Origin of the sequence: Pseudomonas sp. IT-P44 (assembly GCF_949768225.1) — a bacterium.
Lineage (GTDB): Bacteria > Pseudomonadota > Gammaproteobacteria > Pseudomonadales > Pseudomonadaceae > Aquipseudomonas > Aquipseudomonas migulae.
In genome coordinates, this window is sequence record NZ_CATKQM010000025.1 from 25,410 (window position 1) to 41,597 (window position 16,188).

At 59.6% G+C, this 16,188-nt stretch carries 13 protein-coding genes; 4 read left to right on the forward strand and 9 right to left on the reverse strand.

All coding sequences use genetic code 11. The features are described from left to right. Positions 1 to 11: 11 nt before the first annotated feature. From ACM6IO_RS15355 to ACM6IO_RS15370, 4 genes are all read right to left on the reverse strand, one after another. On the reverse strand, positions 12 to 248 hold the full coding sequence (locus ACM6IO_RS15355) for a DUF1653 domain-containing protein (protein ID WP_008028485.1): 237 nt from the start codon (positions 246 to 248) through the stop codon (positions 12 to 14). 98 nt (positions 249 to 346) lie between these two features. After that, positions 347 to 1,522 carry an acetyl-CoA C-acyltransferase FadA gene (gene fadA, locus ACM6IO_RS15360; protein ID WP_008028488.1) on the reverse strand — a complete coding sequence of 392 codons (1,176 nt, stop codon included), beginning with the start codon at positions 1,520 to 1,522 and terminating at the stop codon, positions 347 to 349. A 32-nt stretch (positions 1,523 to 1,554) separates the two neighbouring features. After that, entirely contained in the window at positions 1,555 to 3,702 is a 2,148-nt protein-coding gene (fadB, locus tag ACM6IO_RS15365; protein WP_207285084.1) for a fatty acid oxidation complex subunit alpha FadB, read from the reverse strand. Positions 3,703 to 4,304: 602 nt separating this feature from the next. Beyond that, complete coding sequence (locus tag ACM6IO_RS15370) at positions 4,305 to 4,742, reverse strand: hypothetical protein (RefSeq protein WP_008028493.1); 438 nt, start codon at positions 4,740 to 4,742, stop codon at positions 4,305 to 4,307. Positions 4,743 to 4,846: 104 nt separating this feature from the next. On the opposite strand from ACM6IO_RS15370, the gene ACM6IO_RS15375 reads away from it, so the two are divergent. After that, positions 4,847 to 5,287, forward strand: coding sequence for a universal stress protein (locus ACM6IO_RS15375; protein WP_008028495.1), 441 nt, complete (start codon positions 4,847 to 4,849; stop codon positions 5,285 to 5,287). 166 nt (positions 5,288 to 5,453) lie between these two features. Here ACM6IO_RS15375 and ACM6IO_RS15380 read toward each other — a convergent pair whose 3' ends face one another. Beyond that, entirely contained in the window at positions 5,454 to 7,373 is a 1,920-nt protein-coding gene (locus ACM6IO_RS15380) for an ATP-binding cassette domain-containing protein (protein ID WP_414911789.1), read from the reverse strand. Positions 7,374 to 7,586: 213 nt separating this feature from the next. Here ACM6IO_RS15380 and ACM6IO_RS15385 point away from each other — a divergent pair, with 213 nt between their 5' ends. Next, complete coding sequence (locus ACM6IO_RS15385; RefSeq protein WP_192226285.1) at positions 7,587 to 9,515, forward strand: transglycosylase SLT domain-containing protein; 1,929 nt, start codon at positions 7,587 to 7,589, stop codon at positions 9,513 to 9,515. Positions 9,516 to 9,578: 63 nt separating this feature from the next. Here the strand turns inward: ACM6IO_RS15385 and ACM6IO_RS15390 are convergent, their stop codons facing one another. Then, positions 9,579 to 10,613: a Fic family protein gene (locus tag ACM6IO_RS15390; protein ID WP_414911790.1), complete on the reverse strand. Its 1,035-nt coding sequence runs from the start codon at positions 10,611 to 10,613 to the stop codon at positions 9,579 to 9,581. Positions 10,614 to 10,680: 67 nt separating this feature from the next. Further along, on the reverse strand, positions 10,681 to 12,456 hold the full coding sequence (locus tag ACM6IO_RS15395; RefSeq protein WP_412548034.1) for an ABC transporter transmembrane domain-containing protein: 1,776 nt from the start codon (positions 12,454 to 12,456) through the stop codon (positions 10,681 to 10,683). A 246-nt stretch (positions 12,457 to 12,702) separates the two neighbouring features. On the opposite strand from ACM6IO_RS15395, the gene ACM6IO_RS15400 reads away from it, so the two are divergent. Continuing rightward, complete coding sequence (locus ACM6IO_RS15400) at positions 12,703 to 12,882, forward strand: PA1571 family protein (protein WP_008037721.1); 180 nt, start codon at positions 12,703 to 12,705, stop codon at positions 12,880 to 12,882. A 175-nt stretch (positions 12,883 to 13,057) separates the two neighbouring features. Here the strand turns inward: ACM6IO_RS15400 and pdxB are convergent, their stop codons facing one another. Continuing rightward, entirely contained in the window at positions 13,058 to 14,200 is a 1,143-nt protein-coding gene (gene pdxB, locus ACM6IO_RS15405) for a 4-phosphoerythronate dehydrogenase PdxB (protein ID WP_414911791.1), read from the reverse strand. Between the two features lie 272 nt (positions 14,201 to 14,472). Between pdxB and ACM6IO_RS15410 the strand changes: the two genes are divergently transcribed. Further along, entirely contained in the window at positions 14,473 to 15,882 is a 1,410-nt protein-coding gene (locus ACM6IO_RS15410) for an MATE family efflux transporter (protein ID WP_008037723.1), read from the forward strand. A gap of 45 nt (positions 15,883 to 15,927) precedes the next feature. Here ACM6IO_RS15410 and tusA read toward each other — a convergent pair whose 3' ends face one another. Continuing rightward, the gene (tusA, locus tag ACM6IO_RS15415; protein WP_008037724.1) at positions 15,928 to 16,179 is read right to left on the reverse strand and encodes a sulfurtransferase TusA; all 252 of its coding nucleotides are present in this window, start codon (positions 16,177 to 16,179) and stop codon (positions 15,928 to 15,930) included. Positions 16,180 to 16,188 lie beyond the last annotated feature (9 nt).

Here is a 16,188-nt window from a genome sequence, read left to right on the forward strand (position 1 = left end):
GCGCTCTCAGCTTATGGCTTGGTAAAAAGGCTCGGTTCGGCTTGCACCAAAGCAAAGCGTGGCACCTGTTCACCGTCAACCTCGACCGACTCCAGGAACATGCTCAAGGGGCGCACCCAAAAGCCGTAATCGCCATACAGGGCTTGGTAGAAGACCACTTCTTCTTCCGTTTCCGAATGCCGCGCAATACTGAATACGCGGTACTGCGGACCTTTGTAATGTTGGTAGAGCCCAGGTTGTATCGGCATGGTTTGGCCCTCACTCAAATTTTTTCAAAATAAAAACAAAATAAATCCGGAAAAACAAAAACCGGGGCACTTGGCCCCGGCTTCCGTCAACGGAACGCTTAAACGCGTTCGAAGACGGTGGAGATGCCTTGGCCGAGACCAATGCACATGGTGGCTACCCCGAAGGTGCCGCCATTTTGCTTCATCACGTTCAGCAAAGTGCCGGAGATACGCGCACCGGAGCAACCGAACGGGTGACCCAGGGCGATCGCGCCGCCGTGCAGGTTAACCTTCTCGTTCATCTTGTCGAGCACTTTCAGATCTTTCAGCACTGGCAGGGCCTGTGCGGCGAAAGCTTCGTTGAGCTCGAAGAAGTCGATATCGTTGATGCCAAGGCCCGCGCGCTTCAGTGCTTTCTGTGTTGCCGGTACTGGACCATAGCCCATGATTGCCGGATCCACACCTGCCACTGCCATCGAACGAATCACCGCCAGAGGCTGGATACCCAGATCCTGTGCACGCTGCGCCGACATCACGATCATGCACGAAGCACCATCGGTGATTTGCGACGAAGTACCGGCTGTCACGGTGCCACCCTTCGGGTTAAACGCTGGCTTCAACGCAGCCAGGCTTTCCAGGGTAGTTTCCGGACGAATGGTTTCGTCGTAGTCGAACAGTTTCAGGAAACCGTTCTCGTCGTAGCCCTGCATCGGGATGATTTCGTCTTTGAACTTGCCTTCCACAGTCGCCTTGTGGGCGAGCTGGTGGGAGCGCACGCCGAAAGCGTCCTGCTGTTCGCGAGTGATGCCGTGCATTTTGCCCAGCATTTCAGCGGTCAGGCCCATCATGCCCGAGGCTTTCGCCGCGTACAGCGACATGTGCGGGTTCGGATCGACACCGTGCATCATGCTCACGTGGCCCATATGCTCGACGCCGCCGACGACGAATACGTCACCGTTGCCGGTCATGATCGCTTGCGCAGCAGTGTGCAGAGCGCTCATCGACGAGCCGCACAGGCGGCTGACGGTCTGGCCGGCAGCGGTGTGCGGGATCTGAGTCATCAGCGACGCCATGCGAGCGATGTTCCAGCCCTGCTCCAGGGTCTGGTTCACACAGCCCCAGATCACGTCTTCGACTTCGTTCGGGTCGACCTTGACGTTGCGTTCCAGCAATTTGCTGATCAGGTGTGCCGACATATCTTCAGCACGGGTGTTGCGGTGCATGCCGCCCTTGGAGCGGCCCATCGGAGTACGACCGAAGTCGACAATCACGACGTCTCTTGGATTCAAGCTCATAAAATTTCACTCTCGCTCAAAAGTTGGGACGCTTAACCGAAGAACCGTTGGCCGGTTTTGGCCATTTCACGCAGTTTTGCGGTCGGGTGGTACAGCGCGCCCAAATCAGCGTACTGGTCAGCCAGGGCAACGAACTCGGCAACACCGATCGAATCGATGTAGCGCAGCGCACCGCCACGGAATGGAGGGAAACCAATACCGTAGACCAGACCCATGTCGGCTTCGGCAGCGGTTTCGACGATGCCGTCTTCCAGGCAACGCACGGTTTCCAGGCACAGCGGGATCATCATCCAGTTGATGATGTCTTCGTCAGTCACTTCGCGCTGTTCAAAGACGATTGGCTTGAGCACTTCCAGTACCGACGGGTCGGCGACTTTCTTCTGCTTGCCCTTCTTGTCGGTCTCGTAGGCGTAGAAGCCCTTGCCATTCTTCTGGCCCAGGCGCTTGGCTTCGTAGAGCACGTCGACAGCCGAACGGCGGTCGTCTTTCATGCGGTCCGGGAAGCCTTCAGCCATTACGTCGCGACCGTGGTGGCCGGTGTCGATGCCGACCACGTCCATCAGGTACGCCGGGCCCATCGGCCAGCCGAATTTTTCCATGACCTTGTCGATACGGACGAAGTCCACACCGGCGCTGACCAGTTTGGCGAAGCCGCCGAAGTACGGGAACAGGACGCGGTTGACCAGGAAGCCCGGGCAGTCGTTGACGACGATCGGGTTCTTGCCCATTTTCTTGGCGTAGGCAACGGTAGTGGCAACGGCCAGCTCGCTGGACTTCTCGCCACGAATCACTTCAACCAGCGGCATCATGTGCACCGGGTTGAAGAAGTGCATGCCGACGAAGTTTTCCGGACGCTTGAGGGCTTTGGCCAGCAAGGTGATGGAAATGGTCGAGGTGTTGGACGCGAGGATGGTGTCCTCTTTGACCTTGTCTTCCACTTCAGCCAGCACAGCCTGCTTGACCTTAGGGTTCTCGACGACCGCTTCAACCACCAGATCCACGTGACCGAAGTCGCCGTAGGACAGGGTCGGACGAATGCCGTTGAGCACTTCGGCCATTTTCGCCGCGGTCATGCGACCTTTATCAACGCGACCGACCAGCAGCTTGGCGGCTTCAGCCAGGCCTTGCTCGATGCCGTGCTCGTTGATGTCTTTCATCAGGATCGGCGTGCCTTTGGAGGCCGACTGATAAGCGATACCGCCACCCATGATGCCGGCGCCCAATACGGCAGCCTGCTTCACGTCTTTGGCGATTTCGTCGTAGGCCTTGGCCTTTTTCTTCAGTTCCTGGTCGTTCAGGAACAGACCGATCAAGCTCTGCGCGGCAGAGGTCTTGGCCAGTTTGACGAAACCGGCGGCTTCGACTTCCAGCGCTTTGTCGCGACCGAAGTTCGCGGCTTTCTGGATGGTCTTGATCGCTTCGACCGGTGCCGGGTAGTTCGGGCCAGCCTGACCGGCCACGAAACCTTTGGCGGTTTCGAAAGCCATCATTTGTTCGATGGCGTTCAGTTTCAGCTTTTCCAGCTTCGGCTGACGCTTGGCTTTGTAGTCGAACTCGCCGGAGATGGCGCGCTTGATCAGTTCCAGAGCGGCTTCTTGCAACTTCTCAGGGGCAACCACTGCATCGACTGCGCCGACTTTCAGCGCGTCTTCAGCACGGTTTTCCTTACCGGCGGCAATCCACTCGATGGCGTTGTCGGCACCGATCAGGCGCGGCAGGCGTACAGTGCCGCCAAAACCTGGGTAGATGCCCAGTTTGACTTCCGGCAGACCGATCTTGGCCGTGACGGACATGACGCGGTAGTCCGCCGCCAGGCACATTTCCAGACCGCCACCCAGGGCGATGCCGTTGATCGCGGCGACAGTCGGGACGTTGAGGTCTTCGAAATCGCTGAAAATCTTGTTGGCTTCGAGGTTGCCAGCGACAAGCTCTGCATCCGGCAGCTTGAAGTTCTCGACAAATTCGGTGATGTCGGCGCCGACGATGAACACGTCCTTGCCGCTGCTGACGATCACACCCTTGATCGAAGCATCTGCCTTGATGGTGTCTACGGCCTGACGCAGCTCGTTCAGGGTTAGACGGTTGAACTTGTTGACGGACTCACCCTTGAGGTCGAATTTCAATTCGACGATGCCACTTTCAAGAGCCTTAACCGTGATGGCTTTACCTTCGTAAATCATCAACTGATCTCCACGATATGGAAGCTGAACAGTACACGTCGGAAGCAGGCGAATGGCTTGGCAGTGACGTTTATCGTCGATGCTACGCCAATCCACCCGGCACACCCGCCAACGCGATAGTCGGGATTCTGTAGGAGCGATCTGAAATACAAACGCTCAATTCATACGCCCGTTTGATTTGGGTACGTCACCTTCACGGAATTTCCGACAATTGTCAATCGCCCAAAACACGGGTTGAAACGCGACTTTCCGGTCATTTCCGTAACACGAAGACCTGCAACACCCGGCTGCATGTGAGGCCATTCATAGAATCAATAGTTAGAAAAGTCGCCCTAATTCACGGCAGCCTTTGTTTAACGGGCTACGCTGGGCGGGAGGTTGAGGAAAAAATATGAACGCGTCGGCGAATGCCCGGCGTAAGATCAGCGCACAGCGAATTACCGGCCTGCCTGGCCAACTCCAGCCCGATGTTGAATGTCGGGCTTTTTATTGCCTGGACAATCGTAGGAGCGAGGCTTGCCCGCGAAAGCGGTGTGTCAGGTTGGACGCCTTCGCGGGCAAGTCGGATCGCCGCACCGCTCGCTCCTACAGGGGATCGAGAGTCAGGCGAGGGCTTTGAGGGTTGCATCGATTTGTTGCAAAACTGTCGCTTCGCCCTTCTCGCCCCAGTACAACGTGATCATCTGCTTGTCCGCTTCGACCTTGTAGACGTTGGCCGGCAACTTTTCGAAATGAATCAACAACGCCGGATCCTCGCAGACCTCCTGCCATTGATTCACCCATACGCCCGGCGACTTTTGCCAGTAACTCCAGCACGCAGGCTGATTGCCGCGACGCGGTCGATGGTACTGCGCGCAAGGGCTCGGCGGTTCCTGGCTCAGCCAGTGCGGCCACTCCTGAGGCGCCAGCTGCATGGCCAGCCCGATACGCCGCGCCTCCATGCGCAGGGCCATGCGGCCGCTCTGCCCACGGGACGGCCGCAACCACGCCAGCGGACTGAGAACCACCAACAGGATTGACACCACTATCCAGACCGTCATATCTGTACTCCCGATTCTTGATGAGCGCTTTGAGTCACTTTGAAAACACTGCGCTTGAAACCAGCCATACTTACCAATATTGCAATCCTCAGGAGGAGCACCTCATGCCCTACAACCACATTCTGGTCGCTGTAGACCTGACCGAAGAGTGCGACCCTGTCATCCACCGAGCTCGCGAACTGTCGGTGAGCAACGGCGCGAAACTGTCCCTGGTGCACATTGTCGAACCGATGGCCATGGCCTTTGGCGGCGACGTGCCGATGGACCTTTCCCAGTTGCAGCAGCAACAGTTCGATCAGGCCAAGGAACGTCTTGACCGGTTGATCGTGAAGTACCCGGAACTCTCCAAAGAGTACAGCCACCTGACCTACGGCCAGCCACGCCAGGAGATTCATCACCTGGCCAAAGAGCAGACCTGCGACCTGATCGTGGTGGGCAGCCATGGCCGGCATGGCCTGGCATTGCTGCTGGGCTCCACCGCCAATGACGTACTGCACGGCGCACCTTGCGACGTACTTGCCGTGCGCCTGCAAAACAAAAGCTGATAACCGATCCTTGTAGGAGCCGGCTTGCTGGCGATCACGGCGCATCAGTCGACATCAATGCCAGCTGACAAACCGCGATCGCCAGCAAGCCGGCTCCTACAAGGGATCGCATACGAAAAGCCCGGCGTTCATCACTGAGCGCCGGGCTTTTTTATTGCAGGATCAATCAGGCATCCAGCTCGGCCCAACGCTCGACCATCACGTCGAGCTCTGCCTGCAACTGCTCCAACTGAGCGATCACCGCGGCCGTCTCGGCAGCAGGACGCTGATAGAAGCCAGCATCGGCCATCTGGGCCTCAACGACGGCGATCTGCTGCTCCATGGCTTCGATCTGGCTCGGCAACATTTCCAGCTCGCGCTGCAACTTGTAGCTGAGTTTCTTCTTCGCCGCCGGCGCCTCGACCGCTGCCGCAACCGGTGCAGGCTCAGCCGTCACGACCGCCGACGTCAGGTCAGCCTTGCCGGACTTGCTCTCGGTCACGCCCAGCAGGCGCGGCGAACCGCCCTGACGCAGCCAGTCCTGATAACCACCGACGTATTCGCGAACCTTGCCTTCACCTTCGAAGACCAGCGTGCTGGTGACAACGTTGTCGAGGAATGCCCGGTCGTGGCTGACCATCAGCACGGTGCCGTTGAATGTCAGCAGGACCTCTTCCAGCAGTTCGAGTGTTTCCACGTCGAGGTCGTTGGTCGGTTCGTCGAGGACCAGCAGGTTGGCCGGCTTGCTGAACAGTTTCGCCAGCAACAGACGCGCACGTTCACCACCTGACAGCGCCTTGACCGGCGTGCGGGCACGCTGCGGGCTGAACAGGAAGTCGCCGAGGTAACTCAGCACGTGACGGCTCTGACCATCGATGTCGATGAAGTCGCGACCTTCGGCCACGTTGTCGATCACGGTCTTTTCCAGGTCCAGTTGGTGGCGCAACTGGTCGAAGTACGCCACGTCGATGCGCGTGCCCTCTTCCACTTTGCCGCTGGTCGGTTGCAGACCGCTGAGCATCAGCTTCAGCAGCGTGGTCTTGCCGGTACCGTTGGCGCCGAGCAGGCCGATACGGTCGCCGCGCGTCAGGACCATCGAGAAATCCTTGATCAGGAACGGACCGCCCGGGTGAGCGAAACTCACGTTCTCGAGGACCATCACCTGCTTGCCGGACTTGTCAGCGGTATCCAGCTGAATGTTGGCCTTGCCGGTGCGCTCACGACGCTCGCTACGTTCAACGCGCAATGCTTTCAGGGCGCGGACGCGGCCTTCATTACGGGTGCGACGGGCCTTGATGCCCTGGCGGATCCAGACTTCTTCCTGGGCCAGTTTCTTGTCGAACAGCGCGTTGGCGGTGGCCTCTGCTGCCAGTTCGGCTTCTTTGTGCACCAGGAAACTGGCGTAGTCGCCATTCCAGTCGATCAGGCCGCCGCGATCCAGTTCAAGAATGCGGGTCGCGAGGTTTTGCAGGAAGGAACGGTCGTGCGTGATGAACAGCACGGCGCCCTGGAAATCCTTCAGCGCTTCTTCGAGCCAGGCAATCGCACCGATGTCCAGGTGGTTGGTTGGTTCGTCGAGCAGCAGCAGATCGGGCTCGGACACCAGCGCTTGCGCCAGCAGGACGCGACGACGCCAGCCACCGGACAATTCGGCGAGGGTCTTGTCGGCCGGCAGTTGCAGGCGGCTGAGGGTGCTGTCGACCAGGGTTTGCAAACGCCAGCCGTCGCGGGCTTCAAGGTCGTGCTGGACGTGCATCAGCTTGTCCAGGTCGGCGTCGGTGACGATGTTCTGGCTCAGGTGGTGATACTCGGCAAGCAGCGCACCGACACCGTCCAGGCCTTCAGCCACTACGTCGAACACGGTCCGCTCGTCGGCTACCGGCAATTCTTGCGGCAATTCGCCAATCTTGAGGCCGGGTGCGCGCCACACGGAGCCGTCGTCAGGCTTCTGGTCGCCCTTGACGAGCTTCATCATGCTGGACTTGCCAGTGCCGTTGCGGCCGATGATGCACACCCGCTCACCACGGGCGATCTGCCAGGACACCTTGTCCAACAACGGCATAGCGCCGAAAGCAAGGGACACATCGCTGAATTTGAGCAGGGTCATGAGCTTCTCCAAAAACCGGGCGCGCATTCTACCTGACTTGAGGCTTCAGAAGGCCGGCAATTTCACCTTCGGGGCACTCTGCATGACAAATGTTGCGAACTGATGCTGACAGGCCCGCAAAGCTTTCGCCGGTTGCTGGCAAAAGGCTAAGCTACAGATTATTCAGTGCGGGCATGCCTCGCACTTGTCATGATTTCTCTGCCCGGACGTCTCATGCGCAGTCGCCTTTTCAGTTTTTTATCCTGCTTTCTTCTCTCTGCCGCTGCCGTTCAAACTGCCCAGGCGGTGGACCTGTCCACCCAACGCCAGTATTACGATGAAGCCAAGCGCGCCCTGGCCAAGGGTGATACCGGCCCGTACTTCCGTTATAGCAAGGCGCTCAGCGACTACCCGTTGGAGCCGTACCTGGCCTATGACGAACTGACCGCACGCCTGAAAACGGCGAGCAACGCCGAGATCGAAAAATTCCTCGCCGAACACGGTGACTTGCCGCAAGCCAACTGGATGAAATTGCGCTGGTTGCGCTGGCTGGCCGATCGCGGCGAATGGGCGACTTTTGTCAAGTACTACGATCCCAAGCTGAATTTCACCGAGCTGGACTGCCTGAACGCGCAGTACCAGATCGGGCACAACCTGAAATCCGAAGGCTACGCCAACGCCAACAAGCTCTGGCTGACCGGAAAATCCCTGCCTGCGGCGTGCGACGGCTTGTTCGGAGTCTGGGCTGCCGAAGGCCAACTGACTGAACAGAAACGCTGGGAACGTACCAAGCTTGCCGCCCAGGCGCGCAACTATCCGCTGGCCAACAGCCTGGTCAACGGCCTGACCACCCTCGCCCCTCGCGGCCGTTTGCTGGTGGACGTGGCGCAGAAACCCGAACTGCTCAACCAGCCGTCGCGCTTCACACCGGCCGACGAACCGATGTCCGACATTGTCAGCCTCGGCCTGCGCCGCCTGGCCAAGCAAGACCCGGACAAGGCCATGGCGTTGCTCGACGGTTACGCCAGCAGCATGCATTTCTCCCGTGACGAAAAAGTCGCGATCGCCCGGGAAATCGGCCTGACCCTCGCTCGCCGTTTCGACAGTCGCGCGCTGGATGTGATGACCAAGTACGACCCGGAATTGCGTGACAACACCGTGTCCGAGTGGCGCTTGCGCCTGCTGCTGCGCCTGGCCCGCTGGGACGATGCCTATCAGTTGACCCGCCGTTTGCCCCAGGACCTGGCGACCACCAACCGCTGGCGTTACTGGCAGGCCCGTAGCCTGGAACTGGCGCAACCGCAGAACCCGGAGGCGCAGACGCTTTATAAAGGCCTCGCTCGTGAACGTGACTTCTACGGTTTCCTCGCTGCCGACCGTTCGCAACTGCCTTACTCGCTGAACAACAAGCCGCTGGTATTGAGCCAGGCGCTGATCAACAAGGTCCGCAACACGCCGGGCGTGCGTCGCGCCCTGGAATTCCATGCGCGCGGGCAGATCGTCGATGGGCGTCGCGAGTGGTATCACGTCAGCCGTCACTTCAACCGTGACGAAATGGTCGCCCAGGCCAAACTGGCCTACGACCTGAAATGGTATTTCCCGGCGATCCGCACCATCAGTCAGGCGCAGTATTGGGACGATCTGGACATCCGCTTCCCGATGGCCCACCGCGAAACCCTCGTGCGTGAAGCCAAGGTTCGCGGCCTGCATTCGAGCTGGGTATTCGCCATTACCCGCCAGGAAAGCGCGTTCATGGCCGACGCCCGCTCAGGCGTAGGCGCCAGCGGCCTGATGCAACTGATGCCGGGCACCGCCAAGGAAACCGCACGCAAGTTCAGCATCCCATTGGCCTCGCCACAGCAGGTGTTCGATCCGGACAAGAACATCCAGCTCGGCGCCGCGTACCTCAGTCAGGTGCACAGCCAGTTCAACGGCAACCGCGTCCTCGCCTCCGCCGCCTACAACGCCGGCCCGGGGCGCGTGCGTCAGTGGCTGCGCGGTGCGGATCACCTGAGCTTCGACGTCTGGGTGGAAAGCATTCCGTTCGACGAAACCCGCCAGTACGTGCAAAACGTGCTGTCGTACTCGGTGATCTACGGCCAGAAGCTCAACTCGCCACAGCCGTTGGTGGATTGGCATGAGCGGTATTTTGATGATCAATAAGCCTGTCTGAGGCGAAAACGAAAATGCCCGCATTGAGAAATGCGGGCATTTTTTATGGCGCATCTACCTGGATCTGCACCGTGCAGCAACAAGCTCGCCCTGCGCGGTCAAGCGGTAGCGTTGCACCGGGCTACGGGGGGAATCAGGATCAGTCATCTCAATCAAGCCTTCTACCAATGCAGGCTTGAGGTAGTTGGCCCGAAATGTCGCCTTGTGAGCCAATCCGAGCTCGGCCATCAGATCGTTAACCTTCACAGGAGCGCTTCCGCAAAGAGCACGAAGCAGTTTCGCTACTTGGTCGGTTACTTGGTCGGCTACTTGGTCGGTTACCGGCTCGGTTCTAACCGCCTCATCAAGCGCAAGGCTCAACGCTTGCAGCATGAACTCGACAAAAGGCGTCGATTCGGCCATTTGGTCGGCTGCCGATAACGCCGCGTAATAAGCATCCTGCTGCTCTCGAATCACCGCTTCGACCGGCAGATAAGCCAACACCGGGCGCCACCGACTGAGAATCAATGTCTGCCAAAGACGACCCATACGTCCATTGCCGTCGGCGAAGGGATGGATGAACTCGAATTCATAGTGGAAGACACAACTGATAATCAACGGATGCCAATCAGAAGCGCCGAGCCACGCCAGCAAATCATCCATCAAATGCGTAATGCGGCTCGGTGGCGGTGCCATGTGAACCAATTTCTCGCCACGGTAAATGCCCACACCGGCTCGGCGAAACTGCCCACAGTCGTCAATCAAACCGCCCATCAGTAACTCATGCGCCCGAAGCAGATCAACACGACTACTCGGCTGCCAATCCGGCATGGCTTCGTAAGCCGTGAAGGCATTACGCACCTCCTGGATTTCCCGAGGCAATCCCAGCACTCGCTGCCCTGCCAAAACAGCAGTCACCTGCTCGATGCTCAGGGTATTGTTCTCGATCGCCAATGAAGCCTGAATCGTGCGAATCCGATTACCCCGCCGCAGTTGAGGCGTCTGCCGTCGATCATCCACAGCCGAAAGTTGACCGATCCGCTCACTGATTTCTGCAATCAACGTGAGCATCTTAGTGGTCAGGGTCAACGGTGGTTGATAACGGCTCATATCCTCATCCATGCTCGCACTGAGCTCGACATAATGCCCGAACCCGGCAGTATTCAGCAGCGTTCATTCATGCCGCTTCATGCCCGTCGTTGAACTGCAACGCTGCCAACCGCGCATACAGCGCATTGCTCGCAATCAGCTCTTGGTGCGTGCCCACCGCCACCAGTTTCCCCTGATCCATTACCGCAATCCGGTCGGCGTTTTTAACCGTGGCCAGACGATGAGCGATGACCAGGGTGGTGCGGTTTTTCATCAGGCTGGGCAGGGCTTGCTGGATCAGGTGTTCGCTTTGGGCGTCGAGGGCGCTGGTGGCTTCGTCGAGCAGCAGGATGGGTGCGTCCACCAGCAGTGCTCGGGCGATGGCCAGGCGTTGGCGCTGGCCGCCGGACAAACCGAGGCCTGCGTCGCCCAAATGAGTCTGATAACCGTGGGGCATGGCCTCGATAAAGTCATGGGCGTAGGCGATTTTCGCCGCTTCCTGAACCTGTTCCAGCGTCGCTGTCGGGTTTCCGTAGCGGATGTTCTCTTCAATGCTGCCGAAGAACAGCGCCGGGCTTTGTGAAACCAGGGCGAAGCAACGGCGCAAGTCCAATGGATCGAGTTGGGTCAGCGGCACGCCGTCGAGCAGGATGCGCCCTTCGGCGGGATCGTAAAAACGCAGCAGCAGGTCGTACACCGTCGATTTGCCAGCACCGGACGGCCCGACCAGCGCGAGGGTTTCGCCCGCCTTGATGGTCAGATTCAAGCCATCGACGGCGTAGCTTTCCGGGCGCGACGGGTAGGAAAAGCGCACGTCCTGCAGAACGAGATTGCCCGTCACCCGCTCGGGCAACGTCACCAGGCCGGCCGCCGGTGGCTGGATGATGTTTTCCGAGCGCAGCAATTCGGCAATCCGCTCGGCAGCGCCGGCGGCGCGCTGCAACTCACCAATGACCTCACTCAACGTGCCGAATGCACTGCCGACAATCAGGCTGTAGAAGACGAACGCCGCCAGTTCCCCCGCTGAAATCCGCCCGGCCATCACGTCCATGCCACCCACCCAGAGCATCACGCCGACTGCCCCCAGCACCAGCACGATCACCAGGGTGATCAGCCAGGCCCGCTGGAAAATCCGTTTGCGCGCCGTGTTGAACGCCTCTTCCACAGTCACGGCAAAACGCTGTTCGTCCTGGGTCTGGTGGTTGTAGGCCTGCACGGTTTTGATCTGGCCCAGGGTTTCGGAAACATAACTGCCGATATCGGCAATCCGGTCCTGACTCAGGCGCGACAGGCTGCGCACCCGGCGACCGAAAATCAGGATCGGCGCAATCACCAGCGGCAAAGCCACAACGACGATGCTGGTGAGTTTCGGATTGGTGATAAACAGCAACACAATCCCGCCGATCACCATCAGCAGATTGCGCAGGAACAGGGACAGCGATGAGCCGATCACTGATTGCAGCAGCGTGGTGTCGGCGGTCAACCGCGACTGGATTTCGGAGCTGCGGTTGTCTTCATAAAACCCGGGATGCAGATAAACCAGATGGTTGAACACCTGACGGCGGATGTCGGCGACCACACGCTCACCGATCCACGACACCAGGTAGAAACGCGCGAAGGTGCCAATCGCCAGGCCTATCACCAGCAACATGAACAAACCAATCGTCTGGTTGAGCAGGTGCGGGGACTGGGTCATGAACCCCTGGTCCACAAGCAGGCGAATCCCCTGCCCCATGGACAAGGTAATGCCGGCCGTGACGACCAGCGCGAGCAAGGCGCCGAAGGCCTGCCAACGATAGGGCGCGAGAAAAAGGCTGGTCAGGCGAATCGCGCGGCGGTGACGGGCAGAGAGCATCGGGTTCATCCAGTTACGCATTGATAGGGCCAGCATGACGGCTCAATGGGGTTGAACGCTGTAAATCACAATGAGTCAGGTTAATTATGACCGCGATGACCAGTTCCTAGACGCTATTGGTCTAAAGTCCGGGTGGCAACGTCTGGGTATTTCTGGTGGACTGGTGTTGCCGCTCTGGAAAGATCGCAGGGAGTTGTCATAGCCCGGTCACCTGACGGTTCTACAGTAAGCACACACCTGAAGAGGAGACAGGCCATGTCCTTGCAAAATAGCAGCGATGACAAGATTCAAGTGATCCGCACACAGCCAGATCAGTCTCTGGGTTGCTCAATCATTGACGAAAAAGGCCGCGAAGTACCGATCACTGAGGGCATGATCCAGGACGCTTGCCGCGAACTGGAAAAGCGATTGGTCAAGCCTGCCAAACAAGATTGATATAGCCCCGTCTTCTTGACCCGGCCCCGATGGCCGGGTTTTTTGTGGGTGTTGATCCGGAATTGTGGTGTGACCATTCGCGGGCAAGCCTCGCTCCTACAGGGTCCGCGTAATGTCGAAAATGGCGCCGATCCTGTAGGAGCGAGGCTTGCCCGCGAATGGGCCAAGTCGGTTTTCAGACAGCCGATGCCCCCAAAGCCGCCACAATCTTCAGCAACTCAGGCGAATCCCCCTCAATCCGCACCTGCAACCCGTCAATCTCGCGCCGCGATGGATAATTCTTGCGCAGCGCATCAAACGCCGCGCGCTGCTCACTCACACTGCCCACAAGACTACGGCGGAAATCCGCGTCGTCGCGGCGCGGGTCGTACACGCCACGGCACAACATCGCCAGCGCCCAGGCAGGATCGCTCTCAGCGTTCAAGGTCACCTGCGACAACCACGATGCCGGCAGCAAATCGCTCAAGCGGACCTGCGCCGGTTGCCCGAGAAAATCGCAGTAGGCCTGGTAGATCTGCGCCGTCCCGCGTTGCTTGCCGTCGAGGCTGTAACCGGCAATGTGCGGCGTGGCCAGCACGCAGAGCTCGGCCAGTGCCACATCGACCTCAGGCTCGCCCTCCCAGACATCCAGCACCGCTTGCAGGTCTTCGCGTTGCAGCAGCACCTCGCACAGGGCGGCGTTGTCCACCACCGGGCCACGGCTGGCATTGATCAGCCAGGCACCGGGCTTGAGCTGGTTCAAACGGTTCTGGTCGAACAAATGCCAGGTCGAACCGGCCCCGTGTTTTTTCAGCGGTGTGTGCAGGCTGATGACATCGCACTGTTCGATGATCTGCTCAAGGCTGACGAAATCGCCCCCTTCAGCAGCTTGCCGTGGCGGATCGCAGACCAGCACGTTCCAGCCCAGCCCTTGCAGAACCTTGACCAACCGCCCGCCCACTTCGCCGGCACCGACCACGCCGTACGTGCGCCGGGTGAGATCGGCGCCTTCGATTTCGGCGAGGGTCAGCAAACTGCCCAGCACGTAGTCGACCACGCCACGAGCATTGCAGCCGGGGGCGCTGGACCAGGTGATGCCGGCTTGCTGAAAGTAATCGAGGTCGAGGTGATCGGTGCCGATGGTGCAGGTGCCGACGAAGCGCACCTTGCTGCCTTCGAGCAACCCGCGATTGACGTTGGTCACCGAGCGCACCAGTAGCACATCGGCCTGCTCGACGGTGGCGCGGTCGATTGAACGTCCCGGCACCCGGCGGATTTCGCCGAAACCTTCGAAGAAGGCATCGAGCAGCGGAATATTTTCGTCGGCAACAATCAGCATGGCAGGCTCCTTTGGCGGATCGGCAGTGTAGGCGCAGATGACACTTCACGCCTAGCACACACAATTTGTAGGAGCGAGCCTGCTCGCGAAAAACGCACGAGCACTGCGGTGATTCAGGCAGCCCTCGTCATCGTTGACGTCCATCGCGAGCAGGCTCGCTCCTACAGGTTTTTGTGTGATTACAAATGGGTAACACAGGACTTTTCCTGACCGTTGCGTCAACGCGTAGAATGCGCCGCCTCGCGCATCAAAACCTTTTGGACGTTTTGCCTTTGAATTCCGTGACTGACCGCCCCGCCGCCATTTCCCTCAACCGCCCCGCCCGGGTTCGCCTCGAGCTGAAGAACCTGCTCGGCCTGGCATTGCCGATCATGATCGCGCAGCTGGCCACCACGGCGATGGGCTTCGTCGATGCGGTCATGGCCGGTCGCGTCGGGCCACGGGATCTGGCGGCGGTGGCGTTGGGCAACTCGATCTGGGTCCCTGTGTTTCTGTTGATGACCGGTACGCTGCTGGCCACCACGCCAAAAGTTGCCCAGCGCTTTGGTGCCGGCACCCACAGCGAAATCGGCCCGATCGTGCGCCAGGCGTTGTGGCTGGCGTTGGTGGTGGGCGTGATGGCGACTGGCATGCTGTTCAGCGCCGAACCGATTTTGCACCTGATGAAGGTCGATCCCGAGCTGATCGGCCCGTGCATGCAATACCTGCACGGTATCGCCAGCGGACTGCCCGCCGTCGCGCTCTACCATGTGTTGCGCTGTTTCAGTGACGGCCTGGGACGCACGCGCCCGGCGATGGTCCTGGGTTTGTGCGGGCTCGCGCTGAACATTCCGCTGAACTATGTCTTCATTTATGGCCACTTCGGTGTGCCGGCCATGGGCGGCGTCGGTTGTGGCTGGGCCACGGCGATTGTGATGTGGGTGATGGCGCTGGGCATGGCCGGTTGGGAGCGCTGGGCGCCGGCATATCAGTCGAGCCAGTTGTTCAGCCGTTTCGACTGGCCACAATGGGCGGTGATCAAACGCCTGCTGAGTATCGGCTTGCCGATCGGCATCGCGGTGTTTGCCGAATCGAGCATCTTCGCGGTGATTGCCCTGCTGATCGGCAGCCTCGGCGCCACGGTGGTGGCCGGGCATCAGATTGCCCTGAATGTCAGCTCGCTGGTGTTCATGATCCCTTACTCCCTGGGCATGGCCGTGACCGTACGCGTCGGTCAGGCACTGGGACGTGAAGAGCCGCGCGAAGCGCGTTTTGCGGCGGGTGTCGGCATGGGCACCGCGCTGGCCTACGCCTGCCTGTCGGCGAGCATGATGTTGCTGATGCGCGAGCACATCGCTGCGATCTACACCGCAGACCCGACGGTGATCCATATCGCGGCGATGCTGATTGTGTACTCGGCGCTGTTCCAGTTTTCCGACGCCATCCAGGTGACAGCGGCCGGCGCCCTGCGCGGTTTTCAGGACACTCGGGTGACGATGATCCTCACCCTGTTCGCCTATTGGGGCATCGGTTTGCCGGTGGGTTACGCCCTCGGCCTGACCGACTGGTTCGGCGAACCCCGTGGCCCGAGCGGGCTGTGGCAGGGTTTGATCGTCGGCCTGAGCTGCGCCGCCCTGATGCTGTCGATTCGCCTGACGCGCAGTGCACGCAAGCGGATCCGCATGAGCCATTCGATGGGTTGACCGCACAAAAAAGGCCTGCAAATGCAGGCCTTTTTTTCGAATCGATTAATCCGATTTCTTGCGAATCCAGTACAGGTAAGTGCCGGCCTCTTCGTGCTGCGCGATCAGCTCGTGGTCGAGGAACACGCAGAACTTGGGAATGTCGCGACGGGTCGACGGGTCGGTGGCGATCACCTTGAGCAGGCCGCCGGGCGCCAGGTCACGGATGTGCTGGTGCAGCATCATCACCGGTTCCGGGCAGTTGAGGCCGGTGGCGTCGAGGGTGCCGTCTACCGGCGTATCAAGCATTTCACTCATGATTCACTC

Bases quoted from the DNA above. Each gene is read 5' to 3' on its own strand.
- ACM6IO_RS15400 (WP_008037721.1), top strand. From the start codon at position 12,703: ATGTCCTTGCAAAATAGCAGCGATGACAAGATTCAAGTGATCCGCACA.
- ACM6IO_RS15375 (WP_008028495.1), top strand. From the start codon at position 4,847: ATGCCCTACAACCACATTCTGGTCGCTGTAGACCTGACCGAAGAGTGC.
- tusA (WP_008037724.1), bottom strand. From the start codon at position 16,179: ATGAGTGAAATGCTTGATACGCCGGTAGACGGCACCCTCGACGCCACC.
- pdxB (WP_414911791.1), bottom strand. From the start codon at position 14,200: ATGCTGATTGTTGCCGACGAAAATATTCCGCTGCTCGATGCCTTCTTC.
- ACM6IO_RS15395 (WP_412548034.1), bottom strand. From the start codon at position 12,456: ATGAACCCGATGCTCTCTGCCCGTCACCGCCGCGCGATTCGCCTGACC.
- ACM6IO_RS15370 (WP_008028493.1), bottom strand. From the start codon at position 4,742: ATGACGGTCTGGATAGTGGTGTCAATCCTGTTGGTGGTTCTCAGTCCG.
- ACM6IO_RS15385 (WP_192226285.1), top strand. From the start codon at position 7,587: ATGCGCAGTCGCCTTTTCAGTTTTTTATCCTGCTTTCTTCTCTCTGCC.
- ACM6IO_RS15390 (WP_414911790.1), bottom strand. From the start codon at position 10,613: ATGAGCCGTTATCAACCACCGTTGACCCTGACCACTAAGATGCTCACG.
- ACM6IO_RS15380 (WP_414911789.1), bottom strand. From the start codon at position 7,373: ATGACCCTGCTCAAATTCAGCGATGTGTCCCTTGCTTTCGGCGCTATG.
- fadB (WP_207285084.1), bottom strand. From the start codon at position 3,702: ATGATTTACGAAGGTAAAGCCATCACGGTTAAGGCTCTTGAAAGTGGC.
- ACM6IO_RS15355 (WP_008028485.1), bottom strand. From the start codon at position 248: ATGCCGATACAACCTGGGCTCTACCAACATTACAAAGGTCCGCAGTAC.
- fadA (WP_008028488.1), bottom strand. From the start codon at position 1,522: ATGAGCTTGAATCCAAGAGACGTCGTGATTGTCGACTTCGGTCGTACT.